Raw genomic sequence first — 18,475 nt, forward strand, 5'->3', positions numbered from 1 at the left:
GTGACGCGCGTCGCAGCCCGCCGGTGTGGTACGCGGGCTGACGTCAGGCGTTGACGGGGACAGCGCCCTGACCTGCGACGGAAGCTCCGTCGCCGACGTGGCCGACGACGGGGCGGCGCCCGATGGTGGCGACGATCACCAGGCCGGCGAGCGTCAGCGCGACCCCGAGCCACGCCGGCGCGAGGTATCCGAGACCGGACGCGATGACCAGCCCGCCGAAGAACGCGCCCGACGCGTTGCCGACGTTGAGCGCCGAGTGGCACAGGGCGGCACCCAGCGAGGGTGCGGCCGGCGAGACGTCCATCAGCCGCGTCTGCAGCGCGATCGCGAGCACCTGCGAGGTGATGCCGAGCGCGACCAGCGACGCGATCGCGAGCACGGGCTGCCCGCCGGTGAGCGCGACGAGCGCGAGGGTGGCCGCGGTGGAGAGGAAGCCGACGTACACGGTCCGCAGCACGGAGCGGTCCGCCATCCGCCCGCCGAGGACCGTGCCGACCGTCATGCCGAGCCCGAACACGGCGAGCACGATCGGGACGGTCGCCTCGGCGAGGCCGGTGACCTCGGTGACCAGCGGGGCGATGTAGGAGTACACGGCGAACATCCCGCCGAAGCCGATCGCCGCGGCGGCGAACGCGATCCACAGCTGGCGGTTGCGCAGCGCGGCGACCTCGGTGCGGACCGTCGTCCCGGCGGCCGGACGCACGGCGGGCAGCCAGCGCCATAGCCCGGCGAGCGTGACGACCCCGAGCACGGCGACGACCAGGAAGGCGGACCGCCAGCCCAGGTTCTGCCCCACCCAGGTCGACGCGGGCACGCCGACGACGTTCGCGACCGTCAGCCCGGTCATCATCGTCGCGACCGCCGCGCCCCGGCGGGCCTGCCCGACGACGGCGGTCCCCATCGCCGCACCGACACCGAAGAACGCGCCGTGCGGCAGCCCGGCGAGGAAGCGCGCGAGGACGAGCCACTCGATGCTGTCGGCCAGGCTGGAGAGGGTGTTGCCGACCGTGTAGGCGGCCATCAGGCCCAGGAGCAGCACGCGTCGATCGACCCGGGCCGCGGCCGCGGTCAGCAGCGGGGCGCCGACGACGACGCCGAGCGCATACGCCGTGATCACGTGCCCGGCGACCGGGATCGACACGGCGAGGTCGCGGGCGATCTGCGGCAGCAGGCCCATGGTCGCGAACTCCGTGGTGCCGATCGTGAAGCCGCCGACCGCCAGGGCGAGGAGCGCCGGCCGGACGCGGACGCCGGGCAGCCCCTCCCGCGCGGCGCCGGGCGCCTCACCGCCCGGGGCCGGGACGGGCGCGGGCTGGGTCGGGGTGGCGCTCGGTGAGGGGGTCACGCGTGGTCTCCGGTTCGAATCGATTCGACGCAGGTCCGGGCCACGTCGTCGTCGAGCTCGGGGATCGCTGACGAGCGTAACCGGAGGGACCGGTGCGCGCCGTCCGGGCCCGGGGCCGTCAGGGCGTCGGCGGCACCAGCCAGAGCGCCGCCGTGGCGCCGTCGTCCAGTGGCCGGGCGAGGCCGGCGAGCCGGGCGGTGCGGACGCCGTCCGCGCCGACCACGACGTCGACCTCCGCGTCCACGCCCAGGCCCATCGCGGCGAAGTGCCGCAGGAGCCCGGGGTCGGCGTCGGAGATCCGGGCGACCACCCAGCGGCCGGTCTCGAGGTCGCGCAGGGGCGGGCCGGGAGCGCGGGCACGTGGCCGTCCGCGGTGGGGATGGGGTCGCCGTGCGGGTCGCGCACGGGCCGGCCCAGGGCCGCGTCGAGCCGCTCGACGAGCAGGTCCGAGACGGCGTGCTCGAGCACCTCGGCCTCGTCGTGCACCTCGTCCCACCCGTACCCGAGCTCGCGCACGAGGAACGTCTCGAGGAGCCGGTGGCGCCGGACCATCGCGACGGCGTGCGCCCGACCCGTCTCCGTGAGCTCGACGGCGCCGTACGGGACGTGCGTGAGCAGCCCCTGGTCGCACAGGCGCCGTACGGTCTCCGAGACGGTGGGGGCCCCGACGCCGAGCCGCTCGGCGAGGTGCTTGGTCGTCACCGGGGTCGTCGACCACTCCCCGCCGCCCAGACCACCTTGAGGTAGTCCTGCGCGACCGGGGTGAGGTCGGACGGTGCGGGTCGGGGCACGGGTTGCTCCTCAGGCGGTCGGGGTCGGAGCGGGGCCGGGGGCCGTGACAGGTGCCGCGGGCACCGGCGGCGAGGCGAGGGCACGACGGCGTCGTCGTCGGGCGGCGAGGACGCCGCGGCGCGGCGCGAGGACGTACGCGGCGGCGAAGGCCGCGCCCTGCGCGACGACGACCGTGCCCGCGCTGGAGGTGTCGAGGAAGAAGCTCGCGTACAGGCCGGCGACCGCGCACCCGGCGGCGAGGAGGGGCGCCACCACGAGCATCGGTCCCATCCGCTCGCACAGCAGCAGCGCCGTCGCACCGGGCGTGATGAGCATCGCGACGACGAGGACGACGCCGACCGCCTGCAGCGCGACCACCACGGTGAGCGCGAGGAGTCCGAGCAGCAGCACCTCGAGGCGACGCGGGGAGAGCCCGACGGCGTGGGCGTGGGTGGGGTCGAACGCGAGGAGCGTGAGGTCCCGACGCTTGGCCACCAGGACGACGCCGGTGAGTGCGCCGAGCACGACGACCTGGACGACGTCGGCGTCGGGGACGCCGAGCACGTTGCCGAACAGGATGTGGCTGAGGTCGATCTGGCTCGGGGTCACCGAGACGAGCACGACGCCGAGCGCGAACAGGGTCGTGAACACGACACCGATCGCGGCGTCCTCCTTGACCCGGGTGGTGTCGCGGACCGCGCCGATCAGACCGACCGCGCCCACCCCGAAGACGAGCGCACCCACCGCGAACGGCCACCCGACGAGGTACGCCAGCACCACACCGGGCAGCACGGCGTGGGACACGGCGTCGCCGAGCAGCGACCAGCCGATGAGGACGAGCCAGCAGCTCAGCAGGGCGCACACGACCGCGGCGACGGTCGTCACCAGCAGCGCGCGCTGCATGAACTCGAACTGCCACGGCGCGGCCAGCCACGCCCACGCGGCGGTGAGGGCGCTCATCGGGCGACCGCCGGCGGCTCGAGCCCCATGACGCGGGCGAGGTGCTGCGGCGCGAGGACGTCGTCCGGGCGGCCGGTCGCCAGGACGCGGGTGCCGAGCAGGACGACGTCGTCGGCGAGGGCAGGCAGCGCCCCGAGGTCGTGGGTGGAGACGAGCACCGAGCGCCCCTCGGTGACGAGGTCGCGCAGCAGGGTGGTGATGCCCGCCTCGGACCGCCGGTCGACGCCCGCGAACGGCTCGTCGAGGAGCAGCACGGGGGCCTCCTGCGCGAGGCAGCGGGCGACGAAGACGCGCTTGCGCTGGCCGCCGGACAGCTCGCCGACCTGGCGGTCCGCGAGCGCGGCGAGGTCGACGCGGGCGAGCGCGGCGCTCACCGCGGCGACGTCGGCCGGGCGGGTCCGGCGCAGGGGCCCGAGCCGACCGTAGCGACCCATGGTGACGACCTCCCGGACGCTGATCGGGAACGTCCAGTCGACGTCCTCGGACTGCGGCACGTACCCGACCAGGCCGGCGCGCCGGGCGTCGGTGGGCGTGCGGCCGAGCACGCTGACGCTGCCGGACGTCGGCCGGACGATGCCCATGACCGACTTCATGAGCGTCGACTTGCCCGAGCCGTTGAGACCGATGAGCCCGGTGACGCGGCCGGTGGCCAGCCGCACGGTGACGTCGTCGAGCGCGAGCACCTCGCCGTACCGCACCGTCAGGCCCCGTACGTCGAGTGCGGCGTCGTCGGCGCTCACGACGACGCCCCGGCCGAGGACCCGGTGAGCGCGGCGGCGACCACCTCGGTGTCGTGGCGCAGCAGGTCGAGGAACGTGGGCACCGGGCCGTCCGGCCCGGACAGCGAGTCGACGTAGAGGACGCCGCCGAACCGGGCGCCGGTCTCCCGGGCGACCTGGCGCTGCGCGGTGTCCGAGACGGTGGACTCGCAGAACACCGCGGGCACCTCGCGCTCGCGGACGAAGGTGATGGCGCGGGCGACGCCCTGCGGGGTGCCCTGGGCGTCGGAGCTGACCGGCCACAGGTACGCCTCGGCGAGCCCGGCGTCGCGAGCGAGGTAGGAGAACGCGCCCTCGCACGTCACCAGGGCCCGACGGTCCGGGTCGAGCCGCTCCAAACGGTCCACGAGCGCGTCGCGGACCGCGCGGAGCTCGGCGCTGTACGTCCGGGCGTTCGCGCGGAAGTCGGCGGCGTGCGCCGGGTCGAGCTCGGCGAGCGCGTCGGCGATGTTGGCGACGTAGACGATCGCGGCGTCCGGTGACATCCACGCGTGCGGGTTGGGCTGGCCGGTCGAGCCGCCGGACTCGATCGGGATGGTCGCGACGCCGTCGCTGACGGTGACGTGCGGCGCGTCCAGACGAGCGAGGAACCGCTCGGACCATGCCTCGAGCCCGAGGCCGTTGTCGAGCACGAGGTCGGCGTCCGCGGCACGACGCAGGTCGTCCGGCGTGGGCTCGTAACCGTGGATCTCGACGCCGACGTCGACCACGGACTCGACCCGGACGTGCCGCCCGGCGACCTGACGGGCCATGTCGGCCAGGACGGTGAACGTCGTCAGGACCACCGGTCGCCCGTCGTCGGGCACCTCGGCGGCGGCCCGGGCCGACGGCGGCACGGCGCACCCGGTGAGCGCCACGACGGCGGCCAGCACGAGCGCCGGGAAGGCCGCCACGAGGCCGCCGCCAGGCCCCCGTCGCCGCACGGCCCGCCGGGGGCGGCGGTCGTCCCTCCGCAGGTGAGCGGCGAAGTTCGGCATACCGAACTCTACCGCGCGACGGGCTCCGTGCGCCGGGCGAGCGAGGCGGGGGTGGGCGTGGGAGCGGGGGTGGGCTCGCCGGTGCCCGGGGTGGTGACGTCCGTGCCGGGGATGCCGGGGATGCCGGGGACGCCGGGGACACCGGTGACGCCGTCGTCCGTGGCCTCGTCGCCTGGGACCTCATCGCCCGGGGCCTGGTCGCCCGGGACCTCGTCGCCCGGCTGCCCGTCGTCCTCGATCACCTCGCCGTCGTCACCGACCGGCTGCGGCTGGGGGAACGGCTCACGCGGCCCGACCGTGGCGGACCCGTCGGGCATCACCTGGACGACCTGCAGATCCACCATCCGCCCCCGGTCCGGGTCCCAGCGCAGCACCGTGATGTCCGCCACGCCGTTGAGCGGGCCGACCGTCGCACCGCCGGACGTCGCGCCCGCCGTCGTCGAGCTGACGTACCGGATCCCCTGCCCGACCTGCAGCGGGCCGGTGCGACGGTGCTGGTGGCCGGACAGCTGCACCGCGACGCAGCCGGTGCGCATCGCGGCGTCCCCGACCCGCGGGGTGTGGATGAGCAGGAGGTCGACGTCGTCGCCCTCGCACGCGGTCCCGGCCAGCCGGGCGCCGGCCTCGGCCGGCGTCTCCTCGGAGACCGGGGTCGTCCCGCCCCCGATCTGCGTGCGGTTGGGGTCACGGTCGCCGAGGATGCGCAGCCCCTCGACGGTCACCACCTCACCGTCCAGCACGGTCCACCCGGCGGCGCGCTCCTGGTCCTCGGTCTCGAGGGAGTCGTGGTTGCCGTCCGCGACCACGCGCGCGACGCCGGGCGGGACGGCCTGGCTGAACGACGTCACGCAGTACTGCTCGACGCTCGTGCCGTTGACGGTCGTGTCCCCGGCATTCAGGACGATGTCGGCGTCGGAGCGCTCGGCCACGGTCCGGATGATGCGCGCCATGCCGACGTTGCAGTGCAGGTCACTCACCAGCACCATCACCACGGGGTCGACCGGCTCGACCGGCTCAGGGCCCACGGTGGGCGTGGGGCTCGGCGTCGAGGTCGGCGTGGGCGCCGGTGTCGGTGTCGGCACGAGTGCGTCGGCGGGCTGGTCGCCGGTGGGCTCCCCGTCGGTGGGCTCCCCGTCGGCGGGCGCGTCGTCGGCGGGCTCGTCGTCGGTGGGCTCGTCGGTCGCGGCGACGGCGGGGACCCCGGCGTCGTCCGCGGCGTCGTCGCCCGCGGCGTCGTCGCCCGCGGCGTCGTCGTCCGCGGCGTCCTCGTCCTGCTCCCGCACCGCGAGGGTGAGCGCGCGCTGGTCCCAGGCCGCGGCCACCGCGGCGTTCGCCCGGTCGTAGAACTCCTCGTTCTCCCGGTAGGCGTCGACGACCATCGAGCCGTAGGTGTCGATGACGCCCGCGAGGCGGCCGGTGATGCGGGCCCCGTCGAGCGGGGTGCCCGCGAACACGGATGAGGACGCACGCCCGCCCCGGGACGGGCGGTCATGTCCACGCTGCTCACGCACGTCACGGCGACGGCGACGGCGATCCCGACGACGCGCAGGAGCTGCGGGCGGTGCCCGGAGACCGCGACGGCGAGCTCGCGCCGGCGGGACGGCCCGAGCAGGGCGACGAGCACGGCACCGGCCACGAGGAGACCGACGAACATCAGGAGAGTGCGGTGCAGGGCGTCCGTGGCCACGGCCCACGCCGCGTCCTCGATCGCCGCCTGCGGTCCCGCGAAGAACTGCACGTAGCTCTGCAGGTCCTGGCCGAGCACCCGGACGGTGCCCGCCGGGTCGACCGCGGTCACCGCGGCGGGGATCTCCTGGACGGTGATGTGCGCGCCGAGCGTGAGCGGCAGCGGGGACGGGATCTCCACCGTGCCGAGCGGTCCCAGGTCGAGGGTCACGAGGTCGTCGGTGGTCACCGCGTACCGCGCGACGTGCGGGCCGAGGCTCTGCTGGGCGGACGCCGTCGTGATCCCGAACATGAGTGAGACGAGCAGGGCGACGACGGCGAGGACGGCGGTCCGGCCCCAGCGCACGCGGCGCAGCAGCCGCACGACGACCCGCAGCCGTGCGGGCACGCCGGGGCCGGGGCGGGCCCCCGTCGGTCGGCGTCCGCTCCCGGTCCGCATCCGGGTGCTGCTCAGGCTCGCGCGTCCCGCCAACGGACCCACTCCTGCACGCCCGACAGGTCGTAGTCCGGTCCCCCGACGCCGATCGTGAAGAGCGTCGCGCCCGCGTCGACGAGCTGGTCGGCCTGCTCGTCGGGCCCGCCGTCGACGCCGACCGACCGCTCGATCTGCGCCGGGTCACGTCCGACGGCCGCGCAGTGCTCGGCGAGGATGCCGCTCTTGCGGCGCAGCACCTCCAGGTCGGCGAACGAGTGCCACTGGTCGGCGTGCTCGGCCACGAGACGCAGGGTCTTCTTCTCCCCACCACCGCCGATGAGCACGGGGATGTCGCGCGTCGGCACCGGGTTCGACGCCGCCCAGCGGGCCTTGATCCGCGGCAGCGCCTCACCGAGCTCCGCGATGCGGCTGCCCGCCGTGCCGAAGTCGTACCCGAACTCGTCGTAGTCCCGCCGGAACCAGCCCGCGCCGATCCCGAGCACGAGCCGCCCGCCCGAGATGTGGTCGACCGTGCGGGCCATGTCCGCCAGCAGCTCGGGGTTGCGGTAGGAGTTGCAGCTCACCAGGGCGCCGATCTCCACGCGGCTGGTCTGCTCGGCCCAGGCGCCGAGCATCGTCCAGCACTCGAAGTGCTTGCCGTCCGGGTCGCCGTGCAGAGGGAAGAAGTGATCCCAGTTGAAGATGACGTCGACGCCGACGTCCTCGGCCCGCGCGACGGCGTCGCGGATCTGCCGGTAGTCGGCCTGCTGCGGTTGGATCTGGACACCGATCCGGAGGGGATGCATGGCCCCGGAGCCTACGCACCGGCCCGTCCGGCCGCTCGGGCGGCACCTGGGCGGACGCGACACGACCTGCCTAGGGTGGCAGGACCCCACGCACCGAGAGCCGAGGCCACCGCCATGAGCACGCCGACCCAGAGCACCTCCGACAACGACACCGCGGGCGCGTACGTGACCGCGGGCAAGTCGTTCAAGCGCGACACGAACTACATCACCACGCGCGTCACCGCGGACGGCAGCGAGGGGTACCCGGTCGAGCCGGGCCGCTACCGGCTCGTGGTGTCCCGCGCGTGCCCGTGGGCGAACCGCGCGGCCATCGTGCGCCGGTTGCTCGGGCTCGAGGAGGCGATCTCGCTCGGGGTGTGCGGGCCGACGCACGACCGTCGCAGCTGGACGTTCGACCTCGACCCGGGCGGCGTCGACCCCGTGCTGGGGATCCCCCGCCTGCAGGACGCCTACTTCGCGCGCTTCCCCGACTACGAGCGCGGCATCACCGTGCCGGCGCTCGTCGACGTCACGACCGGGCAGGTCGTCACCAACGACTACGCGCAGATGACGCTCGACCTGTCGACGCAGTGGCGCGAGCACCACCGCGAGGGGCCCCGGACCTGTACCCCGAGCCGCTGCGCGGCGAGATCGACGAGGTCATCGACGTGCTGTTCAAGGACGTCAACAACGGGGTGTACCGGTGCGGATTCGCCGGCTCGCAGAAGGCGTACGAGCGCGCGTACACCCGGCTCTTCGACCGGCTGGACAGCCTCAGCGAGCGACTCGCGACGCAGCGGTACCTCGTCGGCGACACGATCACCGAGGCCGACATCCGCTTCTTCACCACGCTCGCGCGGTTCGACGCCGTCTACCACGGGCACTTCAAGTGCAACCGGTCCAAGCTCGCCGAGATGCCCGTGCTGTGGGCGTACGCGCGGGACCTGTTCCAGACGCCCGGGTTCGGCGACACGATCGACTTCGACCACATCAAGCAGCACTACTACGTCGTGCACACGGACCTCAACCCGACGCAGATCGTGCCGAAGGGGCCGGACGTGTCCGGCTGGCTGACGCCGCACGGGCGCGCGGAGCTCGGTGGGCGCCCGTTCGGCGACGGCACCCCGCCCGGGCCGCCGCTGCCGGCTGAGGTCGTGCCGCACGATCACACCGCCGCGGGGTACTCCGCCGGCTGAGCCGGGTCACGCCGCGGCCGAGCCCGTCCCGCGCGCGTGCGCCGGCCGGCGCGGCGGTACCAGACCGCGAACAGGGCCACGGCGAGGGCGACCTCGACGACGTCGCCCGCGTAGTACATCCACTGCGCCGCGTCCCGCATCTCGACGACGCCGTGCCCGCCGCCCGGTGGGAGGTCGGGTGTGCGGGCGTAGAGCAGCTTGGCGAGGTACCCGTGCGCCGCGGACGCGAGGACGAGCACCGCCACGCGCACTCCCAGCCGCGGTCCGTGCGCCGCCCGCTCCGGCCCGACGAGCGACCACACGAACACGGACCCGGCGAGCACGAAGTGCAGCAGCACGAGGCCGTCGACCCGACCATCGGTGAGGGTGAGCGCGTACAGCGGCGTGAGGTACAGCGCGTACAGGCCTCCCACGTGCAGGGCCGCCGCCGTCACCGGGTGGGCGAGCACCCGCACGGGTCGGGTCCGCAGCGCGGCGGTGGCGAGGCGGCGTCGTCGGACCGCCAGGGACGCCAGCACGAGCGTCACCGGGGCCCCGAGGACGAGCGCGAGCGGCCCGGCCATGCCGAGCAGCACGTGCTGCAGCATGTGGCCCCGCGCGGCGCCGCCCGCGAGCGTCCCGACCAGCGGGGACACCGCGAGCGCGAGGACGAGGGCACCGGCGACCCACGCCGCCGTCCGGTGCGGAGCCCACCGGCGCCCCGAGTGCGCACCGAGCCGCGCCGCGGCGACGAGGTACGGGACGGCCAGCACCACGAGCACGGCGACGGCGAGCGGCCAGGACGCGAGACCGGCGTGGCCGTGCACCGAGTGGGTCACCGGGGCGCCCGGCCCGCGCGTGCTCCCACCACCGCACCGATCGCGAGCAGCATGACCGCCGACCCGATCCAGGCGACGTCGTACGGCAGCAGGTCGACGTCGTAGCGGACCTGGTGCAGACGCAGCACCTTGTGGTCGACGACGCCGTCCCACAGCTGGAACGCGCCCGCCCCGAGCAGCAGGCCGGACACGACCGCCGTCCGGTGCAGCGCGGCGCGGCGTCGCAGGTCGGAGAAGAGGAAGAACCCGGCCACCAGGATCACGAGCTCGGCGGAGTGCAGCAGTCCGTCCGAGAGCAGGCCGATCTCCGGCGTCGCACGGTCGTAGAAGTGGTGCCACGCGAGGATCTGGTGGAAGACGATCTCGTCGACGGCGGCCATGAGGCCGACCCCGATCATCCCCGCGACGAGCAGCGAGCGCCGTCGCTCCGGTCCGGCGTCGCTCCGGTCGGTGGTCGGTCCGGCCATGGTCGCTCCCGGGGTCGGTGGACGGCGCCCACGCTAACCAGGGCGGCGCCGGTCGGCACTGCGCCCGCGGATCGGCGGGCGCAAAGTCCTGGAACTCCGGCCGTGCCCAGCGTCACACTGGAGGCATGTCCACGGCGTCCGAGTGGTTCCGGCCCGCCAGTCCGCGCGTGGCGGCGGACGACCTCTTCCTCGTGCGGGCGCGCACGCTCGCACCGGCGCTGCTCGCGCCTCTCGTCGAGCCGCGGGACACCGGCGCGCGCCCCGCCCGCTGGATCGGCGACGAGCCCGGCGTGGTGCTGACCGTCGACGTGCCGGGATGCGATCCCGAGCACCTGCGGCTGCAGGTGACGTTCGCCGCCGGGCGGCTGAGCGGCCGCTGGGTCGACGGTCTGCCGCTCAGCGAGCACGGCGCCGAGGCCGGCCCCGACCTCCTGGTGGCCGATGTCGCCGCCGGACAGGACGCGGGTGCGGCCGACCTCGCCCTGCACTGGCTCTCCGGCCAGCTCACCCGCCCGGTGCGCGAGGAGCGCTGGGTCGGGTGGCGCGGGACCATCGCGTCCCGGCTCGTCATGGCCGACACCGGCAGCGTGCTGCTCGAGCGCGGCGGCCGGGTCATCCGGCGGCACGCCGAGCCGACGCAGGTGCTTCAGGTCAGGCCGTGCGTGCCCGTGGAGCACCTGCCCGGAGGGCGCCCGGGTCAGGCGTAGCGCAGGCCGGTGAGCTCTTCGGCCGCAGCCCACAGGCGTGCGCCGACGAGCGGTCCGCGGCCTCCCTGCCCCACCGGGCGTCGGCGACCCGACGCCGGGTCTTCCCGCGTCGGGCCGGGCCGCGGAACCGGCCACCGTGCACGCCGGGGTCGGTCACGGCCCTCCCCTGCCGCAGCACGCCCCGCTCCAGGCTGGGTGGCGAGGAGGCCGACCCGTGCGACGGGGCGACCGGCCCGGCCACGGTGCCCCCAGGCCCGCGGCGCGAGGCTCGTCCGCGCGAGACCCGGGTGCGCGAGGACGCTGACGCCGGGCGACCGGGGAGCACGCAGCCAGCGGTGCAGCTCGACCCCGACGACCGCGCAGGGGAGCTTCCCGGCGGCGGTGTCGCGGACGGCGAGCGACCCGCGCCCAGAGACGAGGCGGACGGGCGTCGAGGTCGAGCACGCGATCCACGTCGCAGCGCTGGACTCTTGACCGTCGTTAACTAACGCGCGTAAGGTCTCGCTCCAGGCCGCTCGACTAACGCGCGTTAGTTGGCCAGGTGCCAGCCCGACTCGGGCCGGCCCCACCCACCGAAGAGTCGACGTCGACAGGAATGGTGTGCCATGGCTGGCGATGGTCTGAAGGCGGTTCGCATGGGCGACATCGCCCGGCGAGTCGGTGTCTCGAGGACGGCGGTGTCGTTCGTCCTGAACAACCGGGACGACACGAGCGTCTCGCCCGCCACCCGGGAGCGCGTCCTCCGGGCCGCCGAGGAGCTCGGGTACCGACCCCACGCCGCCGCCCGGGCGCTCGCTGCTCAGCGATCCGGTCTGGTGGGGCTGGTCACGGAGATCGTGACGAGCCCGTTCGGGATGGAGACGGTGAAAGGAGCGCAGGACCGGTCGTGGCAGGACGGGAACTTCCTCCTCATCGCAGCCACCGAAGGAGATCCGGAGATGGAGCAGGCGGCGATCGAGAAACTGCTGGAACAGCGTGTCGAGGGCCTCATCTACGCATCGGGCTCTCATCGTGAGGTCACGCTGCCCGCCATCGCCTACGACGTCCCCACAGTTCTCGTCCACTGCTTCGACGCGCAGGGTCGCCTGCCGTCGATCGTCCCGGACGAGGAGGGCGGCGGGCACAGCGCGACGCAGCGCCTGCTCGAGGCCGGACACCGGCGGATCGGGCTCATCAACCTCGAGCCGGACACGACGGCGGCGCGGGGGCGACTCGCCGGCTACCGTCGGGCACTCGCCGAGGCGGGGGTCGTGCCCGACGACGATCTCGTCGTCTCGGCCGACTCGTCGGCCGACGGCGGATACGTGGCCGCGTGCGACCTGCTGGACCGCACCGAGCGCCCGACGGCGCTCTTCTGCGGCACCGACCGCATCGCGATGGGCGCCTACGACGCCATCAAGGAACGCGGTCTTTCCATCCCCGCCGACGTCGCCGTCGTCGGATTCGACAACCAGGAGCTGATCGCCGCGTACCTGCGGCCGAAGCTCACCACTGTCGCACTGCCCTTCCACCAGATGGGCACACGCGGTGTCGAGGTCCTCGGCGCCGCCATCGCAGGCGGGCAGCCGGTCATCACCGAGCAGGTGACGATCGGCTGCCCGCTGGTCGAACGCTCGTCGGTCTGAGGTCCAGTCAGTCGACGAGCTCTTCCTCCCCATCCCGTCGCTTGCAGCAGAGAAATGGAAAGAACACCATGATGACACGATCGACGACCCTCAGACGCGTGCGCGCGGCGACCGCATGCGCCTTCGTCGGAGCGCTCGCCCTGACCGGATGCGCCGCGGGAGCAGGGACGGCGGGGACGCAGGACGGCACCCAGCTCCTGACGATCCCGCGGGAGGACATGGCCACCTTCACCCGCAACTTCAACCCCTTCTCCCCCAATGCCGCACCGATGACCCAGCAGGCGATCTACGAGTCCCTGCTCGTCTTCAACCCCAACGACGGCACGACGACACCGTGGCTCGCGACCGAGTGGACCCCCGCGCCCGACGGGACAGGTCTCACCTTCACCGTGCGCGACGGTGTCCGGTGGTCGGACGGGGAACCCTTCACGGCTGCCGACGTCGCGTTCACGTTCCAGCTGCAGCAGGACATCGCCGGCGGCTACGAGTACCTGGACACCGTCACGGCGGACGACGAGAGCACCGTCACCTTCGCCTTCAACGCCCCCTTCGCCCCGGCGCTCTACGAGCTCGGCCGGCAGGTGATCGTGCCGAAGCACATCTGGGAGGGCATCGGCGACGCCGCTCTGGAGACGAACGAGACCCCGGTCGGCACGGGCCCGTACACGGAGGTCGCCAGCTTCGAGAGCCAGGCCTTCAGCCTGGCGAAGAACCCGAATTACTGGCAGCCGGACAAGCAGAAGATCGAGGGCATCCAGATGCTGGCCTTCGCCGGCAACGACCCCGCGAACCTGGCGACCACCAACGGGGAGACGGACTGGGCCGACCAGTTCATCCCCGACATCGAGAACGCGTTCGTCGCCGACGACCCGGCCAACCGCCACTTCTGGTTCCCCGCGACCGACAGCGTCATCAACTGGCAGCTGAACACGACCAAGCCACCGTTCGACGACGTCCAGGTGCGCAGGGCGCTGAGCATGGCGATCGACCGTGAGTCGATCACGGACGTGGCGATGCAGGGCTACACCCACCCCGCCGACTGCACGGGCCTGTCGGACGGGTACGACGCGTGGCGCGACGAGGCCGTGGCGGGGAGCTGCGACTGGACCGATCGTGACGTGGAGGGCGCCAACGCGATCCTCGACGAAGCCGGGTACGTCCGCGGAGCGGACGGGACCCGGACGATGCCGGACGGTTCGCCCCTGTCGTTCGACATCTCCGTGGGAGCGACGTCGTCGGACTGGCTGTCGGCAGCGAACATCATCGACCAGAATCTCGACGACGTCGGCATCGACGCGACGGTGAACGCGCCGGACTGGTCCGCAGTCGTCGCCGGCTACGAGGACGGCAGCTTCGACACGGGAATCGTGTGGAGCAACATGGAGCCGACCCCGTACCAGTTCTACCGCGGTGTGATGTCCACCGAGACGGTGGAGCCCGTCGGTGAGCAGGCGACGCAGAACTACCACCGGTTCGGCCTGCCCGAGGCCGACGCGCTCCTCGCGCAGTTCGCGGCGTCCACGGACGAGGAGAGCCAGCGCCAGGCGATCGACGGGCTGCAGGAGCTCTTCGACGAGAACGCACCGGTCGTCCCGCTGTTCCCCGGTCCGCGGTGGGGTGCCTACAACACCACACGCTTCACGGGCTTCCCGACCGAGGACGACCCGTACGCGACCCTGTCGACCCGCAGCCCCACCACCGTCCTGGTGCTGACCACGCTCGAGCCGGTCGTCGCCGAGTAGCTCCCCGCCCTCTCTGGCCGCTGCACACCCGACGGCGCCTGCGCTGCCCGCGCGCGCGGCGCCGTCGGGTGCGCCGCACAACACAACGGAGTGAATGCCATGCGATTCGTCGTCAGGCGGCTGGGCTTCTACCTGGTCGCGTTCTGGGTCTCGGTCACGCTCAACTTCCTTCTCCCCCGTTTCATGCCCGGAGATCCCGTCTCCCGGATGCTCAGCCAGTCCCAGGGGCGGATGACCCCTGAGCAGGTCGACCAGATGCGCGTCCTGTTCGGGCTGGACCAGCGCCCGATCTGGCAGCAGTACCTCGGCTACTGGCAGAGCATCTTCACGGGCGACATGGGCGTCTCCATCTCCCGGTTCCCCACCCCGGTCACCGAGGTCATCGCCAGCCAGATCGGCTGGACCGTGCTGCTCGGCGGCACCGCGCTGATCATCGCCGTGGTGATCGGAAATGCGCTGGGGATCCTCGCCGCCTGGCGGCGTGGTGGCGTGCTGGACTCGGTCCTCCCGCCGGTCCTGGTCTTCATCGGCTCCTTCCCCTACTTCTGGCTCGCCATGGGTGCCCTGTACCTGTTCGGGGTCACACTCGGCTGGTTCCCCCTCCGGCACGCCTTCACCGCCGGTCTGACCCCGTCCTGGTCACCGGTGTTCCTCTCCGACGTCGCTGCGCACCTCGTCCTGCCGGCCGCCACGATCGTGCTGGTGTCCATCGGCGGCTGGATGCTGGGCATGCGCAACACAATGATCGCGACCAACTCCGAGGACTACATCGTCATGGCGGAGGCGAAGGGTCTGCGACCGTCGCGCGTCATGCTGCGCTACGCCGCGCGCAACGCGACCCTTCCCGCCGTCACCTCGTTCGGCATGGCGATCGGTTTCGTCGTCGGCGGCGCCCTGCTCACGGAGGTCGTCTTCGCCTACCCCGGTCTGGGCTACCAGCTCCTCGGGGCCGTCTCCGCCCTGGACTACCCGCTGATGCAGGGCATCTTCCTCACCATCACGGCCGCCGTCCTGGTCGCGAACTTCCTCGTCGACATCATCTACGTCCGCCTCGACCCGCGCGTGCGGGTTTCCTGACCCGGAAACGAGGAACACCCGTGTCCGCCACAGACCCCGCCGAAGTCCCGCTGCTCGTCGCCACCGATCATCGCGAGACCCCCAGCGACCCCACCGAACCGGTCGCGCTCGACCGCCCTCCGCGACGCCGGGCCCGTCAGGGCCTCGTGCACAGCCTCGTCGCCAACCGCAAGGCGCTGACCGGGATGGTCATCCTCGCGCTCTTCGTCGTCGTGGCGCTGCTCGCCCCGCTCCTGGCCCCCGGCAACCCCTCGACCATCACCTCGCTCGGTGCGCAACCGCCCTCCGTGGAGCACCTGCTGGGCACCACCCCGAAGGGCCAGGACGTCCTGGCCCTGACCATGTGGGGAGCGCGCAGCTCCCTGCTCGTGGGCTTCGTGGTCGGCCTCGCGGCCACGGCGATCGGACTGCTGGTGGGCCTGTCCTCGGCCTACTTCGGAGGCCGCGCCGACAACGCGCTGTCCCTGCTCACCAACGTGTTCCTCCTCATCCCGGGCCTGCCGCTCCTGGTCATCCTGGCCGCGTTCCTGCCCACCGGGATGGTCACGGTGATGCTGGTCCTCACGTTCACCGGCTGGGCCGGGTCGGCGCGGGTCCTGCGGTCCCAGGCGCTGTCGATCCGCGGCAAGGACTTCGTGGCAGCAGCGATCGTCACCGGTGAACGTCCGGCCTGGATCATGTTCCGGGAGATCCTGCCGAACATGGCCTCGATCGTGATGATCACGCTGATCGGGTCGGTGATCTTCGGCATCGGCGCCCAGGCCGGCCTGGAGTTCCTCGGGCTCGGCGACGTCAGCGTGGTCAGCTGGGGCACCAACCTGTACTGGGCCAGCAACGACGGCGCCCTGATGTCCGGCATCTGGTGGGCCTTCGCACCGTCGGGTGCGGCCATCGCCCTGGTCGCCTTCGCCCTGGCGCTGATCAACTACGGCGTCGACGAGGTCACCAACCCCCGGCTGCGCTCCACCCGCCGCACGAGCACCAAGCGGCGCGAGGCTCTCGGCTCGGCGACGCACATGGAGGTGAACCGATGAGCACGCTCCCCTGTCACGAGGCGACGCACCGGTCCTGGAGGTCTCGGACCTGTCCGTCGAGTACCACGGCGAGTACCGCACGGTGCGCGCCGTCGACCAGATCAGCTTCCAGATCGGCAAGGGCGAGGTCTTCGGGCTGGCCGGCGAGTCCGGGTGCGGCAAGAGCACCGCAGCCAACGCGATCATGCGGCTGCTGCGAGCGCCCGCCGCGATCACGGGCGGTTCCATCCGGTTCCGGGGACGAGACATCCTCACTCTGGACGCCGAGGAGCTGCGCGCGCTCCGGTGGCGGGAGATCGCGATGGTCTTCCAGTCGGCCATGAACTCCCTCAACCCGGTCATGACCGTCGGTGACCAGATCGTCGACATCTTCACCACCCACGAGCGCCTGCCGAAGAGCAAGGCGCGGGCCCGGGCGGCCGAGCTGCTCGAGCTCGTGCGGATCGACCCCTCGCGCCTGAAGTCCTATCCGCACCAGCTGTCCGGCGGCATGCGCCAGCGCGTGGTCATCGCGATGGCCGTGGCTCTGCGGCCCCAGCTGCTCATCATGGATGAGCCGACGACCGCGCTCGACGTCGTCGTCCAGCAGGAGATCATGGCGCAGATCGCCGAGCTGCAGCGCGAGCTGGGGTTCTCGGTCCTGTTCATCACCCACGACATGTCGCTGATGATCGAGCTGTCCCACCGGATGGCCGTCATGTACGCCGGACGCTTCGTCGAGACGGCCGAGGCCACCACCATGTTCGCCAACCCGTTGCACCCCTACACCCGCGCCCTGATCAACGCCTTCCCCCGCTGTCCGGACCCCACACGCCCCTCGTGGGCCTGGGAGAGGGTGTGCGGTTCACCGACATCCCCGACATGCGCGAGGAAGAGCCCGGCCACTGGGTCGCCCCCGTGCCGGTGGGCACCGTCATCGATGGAGGACGAGCATGAGCACCTCAGCGCCCGCAGTCGGCACCCGTACGGACACCGCGGCGGCGCCGGACGCCGTGATCAGCCTCCGGGGACTGAGTGTCGACTTCCCGGTCGGGGGCCTCTTCTCGCGCACGGTCGTGCGCGCGCTCCGCTCGGTCGACCTCGACCTCCAGCGCGGGGAGATCATGGCGCTCGTCGGTGAGTCGGGCAGCGGCAAGAGCACGATCGCACGCTGCATCGCCCGCCTCGAGAAGCCGACCGCGGGACAGATCCTCGTCGATGGCGTCGACGTGCTCCGCAGCGAGCCGCGGCGCGCGTCCCGGGAGTACCGCGGCAAGGTGCAGATGGTGTTCCAGGATCCGTTCGGCTCCCTGAACCCGGCCCACCGGGTCCACCAGTTCCTCGAGCGGGCTGCCCGGCTGCACGGCCGAGCCAAGGGATCCGACCAGATGCGCGAGCTGGTGCAGAAGCTGATGGCGACGGTCGACCTGCCCGCGGACATGCTGGACTCGCGCGCCTTCGAGCTCTCGGGCGGCCAGCGCCAGCGCGTCTCCATCGCCCGCGCACTCGCCATGGAACCCGAGGTGATCCTCGCGGACGAGCCCACCTCGATGCTCGACGTGTCGGTCCGGATCGGCGTCCTCAACCTCATGCGCCGGCTGCGCGACGAGCGCGGCATCTCGATGCTCTTCATCACGCACGACCTGGCCTCCGCCCGGTACGTCGCGGACCGGACGACGGTCATGTTCGCCGGTGAGCTCGTCGAGAGCGGGGAGTCCATGGCGCTCATGGCCCGGCCGGCCCACCCGTACACCCAGTTGCTCCTGTCCGCCGTGCCGGACCCCCTGCGGGCCGGCAGGTACGACCCCGCCGAACGAGCGAGGCTCCGCGCCGCAGTCCTCCACGCGGAGTCCTGCCCCTTCGCCGGGGACCCGCACCAGCCCTGCAGCCGCACCGAACCCGTCCGCCACGACGTCGGGACGGCGGCTGACCGGCACTGGGTCCGCTGCCACCTCTACCGGCCCGCCGCGGAGGTCGCATCTCGTGCCCTGGCCGTGGACTCGGCGGATCCGGTGGACCCCGCCGCACGCTGAGCCGCTGCGCAGACCAGTCCAGCGCTGACGCCCGGGTCCCCGCCCACCAGGACCGAGCGCGACGCCCACGATTCATCCG

16 protein-coding genes and 3 pseudogenes are annotated in these 18,475 nt (G+C 72.9%); 9 read left to right on the forward strand and 10 right to left on the reverse strand.

Annotated features, from left to right (window positions below; translation table 11 throughout):
- Positions 1–43: 43 nt before the first annotated feature.
- From REH70_RS12445 to REH70_RS12475, 7 genes and pseudogenes are all read right to left on the reverse strand, one after another.
- Positions 44–1,345 (reverse strand): MFS transporter, encoded by a 1,302-nt coding sequence (locus REH70_RS12445; RefSeq protein ID WP_310754272.1) that lies wholly within the window; start codon positions 1,343–1,345, stop codon positions 44–46.
- Positions 1,346–1,463: 118 nt separating this feature from the next.
- A complete protein-coding gene (locus tag REH70_RS12450; RefSeq protein ID WP_310754273.1) occupies positions 1,464–1,655 on the reverse strand; it encodes a FeoA domain-containing protein in 192 nt (63 codons plus the stop codon).
- A 122-nt stretch (positions 1,656–1,777) separates the two neighbouring features.
- Positions 1,778–2,047, reverse strand: a pseudogene (locus REH70_RS12455) (metal-dependent transcriptional regulator); the annotation flags it as partial.
- A 99-nt stretch (positions 2,048–2,146) separates the two neighbouring features.
- Positions 2,147–3,076, reverse strand: a complete 930-nt coding sequence (locus REH70_RS12460; protein WP_310747589.1) for a metal ABC transporter permease — start codon at positions 3,074–3,076, stop codon at positions 2,147–2,149.
- On the reverse strand, positions 3,073–3,816 hold the full coding sequence (locus tag REH70_RS12465; RefSeq protein ID WP_310747591.1) for a metal ABC transporter ATP-binding protein: 744 nt from the start codon (positions 3,814–3,816) through the stop codon (positions 3,073–3,075). Before REH70_RS12465 ends, REH70_RS12460 begins: the two co-directional genes overlap by 4 nt.
- Complete coding sequence (locus REH70_RS12470) at positions 3,813–4,832, reverse strand: metal ABC transporter substrate-binding protein (protein WP_396134524.1); 1,020 nt, start codon at positions 4,830–4,832, stop codon at positions 3,813–3,815. Before REH70_RS12470 ends, REH70_RS12465 begins: the two co-directional genes overlap by 4 nt.
- Positions 4,833–4,840: 8 nt before the next feature.
- Entirely contained in the window at positions 4,841–6,286 is a 1,446-nt protein-coding gene (locus REH70_RS12475) for a metallophosphoesterase (RefSeq protein WP_310747595.1), read from the reverse strand.
- A gap of 107 nt (positions 6,287–6,393) precedes the next feature.
- Here REH70_RS12475 and REH70_RS12480 point away from each other — a divergent pair, with 107 nt between their 5' ends.
- Positions 6,394–6,816, forward strand: a complete 423-nt coding sequence (locus tag REH70_RS12480) for a hypothetical protein (RefSeq protein WP_310747597.1) — start codon at positions 6,394–6,396, stop codon at positions 6,814–6,816.
- 152 nt (positions 6,817–6,968) lie between these two features.
- Here REH70_RS12480 and REH70_RS12485 read toward each other — a convergent pair whose 3' ends face one another.
- Positions 6,969–7,739: an LLM class F420-dependent oxidoreductase gene (locus REH70_RS12485; protein WP_310747599.1), complete on the reverse strand. Its 771-nt coding sequence runs from the start codon at positions 7,737–7,739 to the stop codon at positions 6,969–6,971.
- Between the two features lie 114 nt (positions 7,740–7,853).
- Here REH70_RS12485 and REH70_RS12490 point away from each other — a divergent pair.
- Positions 7,854–8,914: pseudogene (locus REH70_RS12490) on the forward strand (glutathione S-transferase family protein).
- Here the strand turns inward: REH70_RS12490 and REH70_RS12495 are convergent.
- The gene (locus REH70_RS12495) at positions 8,884–9,732 is read right to left on the reverse strand and encodes a cytochrome c oxidase assembly protein (RefSeq protein ID WP_310747601.1); all 849 of its coding nucleotides are present in this window, start codon (positions 9,730–9,732) and stop codon (positions 8,884–8,886) included. The pseudogene REH70_RS12490 and the gene REH70_RS12495 overlap by 31 nt on opposite strands.
- The gene (locus REH70_RS12500; protein WP_310747603.1) at positions 9,729–10,199 is read right to left on the reverse strand and encodes a DUF2243 domain-containing protein; all 471 of its coding nucleotides are present in this window, start codon (positions 10,197–10,199) and stop codon (positions 9,729–9,731) included. The genes REH70_RS12495 and REH70_RS12500 overlap by 4 nt, the downstream gene beginning before the upstream one ends.
- A 125-nt stretch (positions 10,200–10,324) precedes the next feature.
- Between REH70_RS12500 and REH70_RS12505 the strand changes: the two genes are divergently transcribed.
- From REH70_RS12505 to REH70_RS12535, 7 genes and pseudogenes are all read left to right on the forward strand, one after another.
- Positions 10,325–10,906 (forward strand): hypothetical protein, encoded by a 582-nt coding sequence (locus REH70_RS12505; protein WP_310747604.1) that lies wholly within the window; start codon positions 10,325–10,327, stop codon positions 10,904–10,906.
- A gap of 635 nt (positions 10,907–11,541) precedes the next feature.
- Positions 11,542–12,531, forward strand: coding sequence for a LacI family DNA-binding transcriptional regulator (locus REH70_RS12510; protein WP_310747606.1), 990 nt, complete (start codon positions 11,542–11,544; stop codon positions 12,529–12,531).
- Between the two features lie 98 nt (positions 12,532–12,629).
- Complete coding sequence (locus REH70_RS12515; RefSeq protein ID WP_310747609.1) at positions 12,630–14,273, forward strand: ABC transporter substrate-binding protein; 1,644 nt, start codon at positions 12,630–12,632, stop codon at positions 14,271–14,273.
- A gap of 99 nt (positions 14,274–14,372) precedes the next feature.
- Positions 14,373–15,350: an ABC transporter permease gene (locus tag REH70_RS12520; RefSeq protein WP_310747611.1), complete on the forward strand. Its 978-nt coding sequence runs from the start codon at positions 14,373–14,375 to the stop codon at positions 15,348–15,350.
- 20 nt (positions 15,351–15,370) lie between these two features.
- Entirely contained in the window at positions 15,371–16,384 is a 1,014-nt protein-coding gene (locus tag REH70_RS12525) for an ABC transporter permease (RefSeq protein ID WP_310747613.1), read from the forward strand.
- A 10-nt stretch (positions 16,385–16,394) separates the two neighbouring features.
- A pseudogene (locus REH70_RS12530) lies at positions 16,395–17,320 on the forward strand (ABC transporter ATP-binding protein).
- Positions 17,317–18,396: an ABC transporter ATP-binding protein gene (locus tag REH70_RS12535; RefSeq protein ID WP_310747615.1), complete on the forward strand. Its 1,080-nt coding sequence runs from the start codon at positions 17,317–17,319 to the stop codon at positions 18,394–18,396. The pseudogene REH70_RS12530 and the gene REH70_RS12535 overlap by 4 nt, the downstream one beginning before the upstream one ends.
- The last annotated feature ends 79 nt before the right edge of the window (positions 18,397–18,475 follow it).

Source organism: Cellulomonas sp. ATA003, from assembly GCF_031582905.1.
Classification (GTDB): Bacteria; Actinomycetota; Actinomycetes; order Actinomycetales; family Cellulomonadaceae; genus Pengzhenrongella.

Excerpts from the sequence above, each read along its gene's own strand:
- REH70_RS12460 (WP_310747589.1), bottom strand. The coding sequence starts at position 3,076 with ATGAGCGCCCTCACCGCCGCGTGGGCGTGGCTGGCCGCGCCGTGGCAG.
- REH70_RS12470 (WP_396134524.1), bottom strand. The coding sequence starts at position 4,832 with ATGCCGAACTTCGCCGCTCACCTGCGGAGGGACGACCGCCGCCCCCGG.
- REH70_RS12485 (WP_310747599.1), bottom strand. The coding sequence starts at position 7,739 with ATGCATCCCCTCCGGATCGGTGTCCAGATCCAACCGCAGCAGGCCGAC.
- REH70_RS12500 (WP_310747603.1), bottom strand. The coding sequence starts at position 10,199 with ATGGCCGGACCGACCACCGACCGGAGCGACGCCGGACCGGAGCGACGG.
- REH70_RS12505 (WP_310747604.1), top strand. The coding sequence starts at position 10,325 with ATGTCCACGGCGTCCGAGTGGTTCCGGCCCGCCAGTCCGCGCGTGGCG.
- REH70_RS12510 (WP_310747606.1), top strand. The coding sequence starts at position 11,542 with ATGGGCGACATCGCCCGGCGAGTCGGTGTCTCGAGGACGGCGGTGTCG.
- REH70_RS12520 (WP_310747611.1), top strand. The coding sequence starts at position 14,373 with ATGCGATTCGTCGTCAGGCGGCTGGGCTTCTACCTGGTCGCGTTCTGG.
- REH70_RS12535 (WP_310747615.1), top strand. The coding sequence starts at position 17,317 with ATGAGCACCTCAGCGCCCGCAGTCGGCACCCGTACGGACACCGCGGCG.